Here is a 1118-nt window from a genome sequence, read left to right on the forward strand (position 1 = left end):
CACAGGTCGATCGCAATGACGAGATTTATCAGCGTCAGCGGGAGATGAAGCAAGAGCTGAATAACCTGGAGGATTTGAATTCGGTTAGGAATTTTATAGTGAAATAACAGAAGCCGCGGCACGTCGTATGCAAGAACGTACCGCGGCTGGCTGGATAACTTTCGATAGTGCGAGTATTGAATGATTTCCAGCCGGAACAGATTCTATTGAAAAGTATCCAAGGGGGCAATTTGTAGGTTTTAGATTTGTGTGGTTTAGGATTTTTTGTGGTGGCAAAAATGGGGCAAAACGCCGTAAAAGGGGCAAAAATGGGACAACAAAAATGTTGGTTATTGTGGTTTATTGTAGTTGTTGATGTGTCTTAATTTATTGAAAAATAAATAAAATACTTATGCGTCAGATGGTTGTGATTATTGTCCTTACTTGTTCAGGTTGTATTGTTCTTTCTTACTAATTTCTTGATTTTGCGACATTTAAAAGCGACTCAATTCGTTATATGGCATCAGAAGAGTATGCGTCATGCCGGAATGTCCAGCATAAGAAATCTGATATAAAAACTGTGGCGTGTATGGTACGGATTAGAGGGGAAAATGTCAGCACATTTGCGAAATGAATCAAAAAGCCCGCAGCGACGTGCGGGCGTTAGTTTTTAGCGCACGACCAGCACGGAGCACTCTGCATGACGCACGACGGCGGCGGCGTTAGAGCCGAGCAGGTAGGTGGTGATATCCGGTCGATGGGAGGCAATGATGATCATATGAGCAGGGATCTTTTTCGCCATTTCCAGAATGCGGTCTTTTGGCGAACCTTCTTCAACATGAACATGCACTCTGTCAGTCGGCAGTTTGAATTTTTTAATTATCTCTTCCAGTTGCGATTTAGCTTCCGCTTTCAGGTCATCCATTGCCGGCAATTCTGCGGAATACGCTAAACCCAGAGAGGCATAGTAGGGCAGCGAAGGTATTACCGTCAGGAAATGAACCTCTGCATCATCAATCTTTGCCTCGGCTTCAACGTGACTAATCACGCGTTGAGTTAATTCTGAATCGGAAATATCGATAGGGACAAGAATCGTTCTGTTCATAAAACCTTATATGAACACATCCCGTTTGCAAGGC

At 43.6% G+C, this 1118-nt stretch carries 1 protein-coding gene and 1 pseudogene; one reads left to right on the top strand and one right to left on the bottom strand.

Annotated elements, in window-relative coordinates; genetic code table 11:
• Positions 1 to 107: pseudogene (locus EQY_RS27095) on the top strand (DUF4376 domain-containing protein); the annotation flags it as partial.
• A gap of 542 nt (positions 108 to 649) precedes the next feature.
• Here the strand turns inward: EQY_RS27095 and uspF are convergent.
• Positions 650 to 1084 carry a universal stress protein UspF gene (gene uspF, locus EQY_RS0122565; RefSeq protein ID WP_001082294.1) on the bottom strand — a complete coding sequence of 145 codons (435 nt, stop codon included), beginning with the start codon at positions 1082 to 1084 and terminating at the stop codon, positions 650 to 652.
• Positions 1085 to 1118 lie beyond the last annotated feature (34 nt).

It is taken from the genome of Escherichia sp. TW14182 (assembly GCF_000208525.1).
In the GTDB taxonomy this organism is placed as follows: Bacteria; Pseudomonadota; Gammaproteobacteria; order Enterobacterales; family Enterobacteriaceae; genus Escherichia; species Escherichia ruysiae.